The organism is Bradyrhizobium sp., assembly GCF_030654605.1.
Taxonomy (GTDB): Bacteria; Pseudomonadota; Alphaproteobacteria; order Rhizobiales; family Xanthobacteraceae; genus Bradyrhizobium.
The window spans coordinates 1-1,411 of the sequence record NZ_JAURXB010000120.1 but is presented as its reverse complement, the minus strand read 5'-3'; the positions used below and the strand labels follow the sequence as shown (position 1 = coordinate 1,411).

Sequence of the window (1,411 nt, the reverse complement as noted above, 5' to 3'; positions counted from 1 at the left end):
TGCAGAAGACCATGGTGGTGGTCGAGGGCGTGGCGCGCGGCTTCGATCCGAAACTCGATATCTGGAAGGTCGCAGACCCCGTGGTTCGCGAATGGATCGAGCGCAATCTCGGACCCGTAGGACGCGTTCAAGGTGCCGTGGCCGGCGCCGGCGAGCTGGGCCGGGTACTCGGCGCCCTGCCGTCGCTCGCCTCGCGCTCGGTCGCCGTGCTGGAGCAACTGGAAACCATGACCCGGGAGGGCATTACGCTGTCGCCGGAGACGATTGCAGCGCTGTGCCGCAGCGAGGGCCGCAAGAACCGCGCGCGCACCCTGGCGCTCTGGATCATCGCGGCGACCTTCATCGCCATCTTGTTCGCCGTCCGTCAACTTTGATTGCATTGCAAGCATTTTATGATAGCATTGCTATCAACCCGTCCGGATATCGTCCATGGCCAGCCTGACCATCCGAAAACTCGATGAGACCGTGAAAGCCTATCTGCGGCTGCGTTCGGCCGGAAACGGCCGCTCCTTAGAAGAGGAAGTCCGGGTGATTCTGGGAGACCTCATCGTGGGAACCCCCGCCCCGCGCGCGCAAGCCGCCTCGCCGCCCGAAGCCCCGTCCCGCGCGCCGCTGCGTACCCATCATGCGACGGATCAGGCCCGCGTCACCCTGATCATCGGCGGTGGCATCGCCGCCTACAAGGCGCTGGACCTGATCCGGCGGCTGAAGGAGCGTCAGATTCACGTCCGCTGCGTGCTGACCCGCGCCGCGCAGCAATTCGTCACGCCGCTTTCCGCCAGTGCGCTGTCGAACGAGCGCGCCTACACCGATCTGTTCGATGCCGCGAGCGAGTTCGACGCCGGCCATATCCGGCTCGGCCGCGACTGCGACCTGATCGTGGTGGCGCCCGCGACCGCCGACCTGATGGCCAAGATGGCGCAGGGCCATGCCGACGATCTCGCCAGCGCCATCCTGCTCGCGGCCAACCGGCCGATCCTGCTGGCGCCGGCGATGAATCCCCTGATGTGGAACAACGCCGCCACGCGCCGCAACGTCGCGCAGCTCGAACGCGATGGCGTAGCGTTAATCGGCCCCAATGCCGGCGAGATGGCCGAAGCCAACGAGGCCGGCGTCGGCCGGATGGCGGAGCCCACGGAAATCGCCGTCGCCGCCGAAAAATTGCTGCGGCCACCACAACCGCGCCCGCTGGCGGGCAAACGCGTGCTGATTACCGCGGGGCCCACCCACGAGCCGATCGATCCGGTGCGCTACATCGCCAACCGCTCCTCCGGCAAACAGGGTTTTGCCATTGCCGCAGCGGCGCAGGCCGCCGGCGCCGACGTCATCCTGGTCTCCGGCCCGGTCGATCTCGACGATCCCGCAGGCGTTACCGTGAAGCATGTGGAGTCCGCGCGCGACATGCTGGCCC

Annotated in this window: 1 protein-coding gene and 1 pseudogene; both read left to right on the top strand. The window is 67.2% G+C overall.

The genetic code is table 11. The features are described from left to right. Positions 1–374 (top strand): annotated as a pseudogene (locus Q7U29_RS12335) (ubiquinone biosynthesis protein UbiB); the annotation flags it as partial. A gap of 55 nt (positions 375–429) precedes the next feature. Beyond that, positions 430–1,411, top strand: a 982-nt coding sequence (coaBC, locus tag Q7U29_RS12330) for a bifunctional phosphopantothenoylcysteine decarboxylase/phosphopantothenate--cysteine ligase CoaBC (protein WP_304741766.1), incomplete at its 3' end; no start/stop codon positions are given.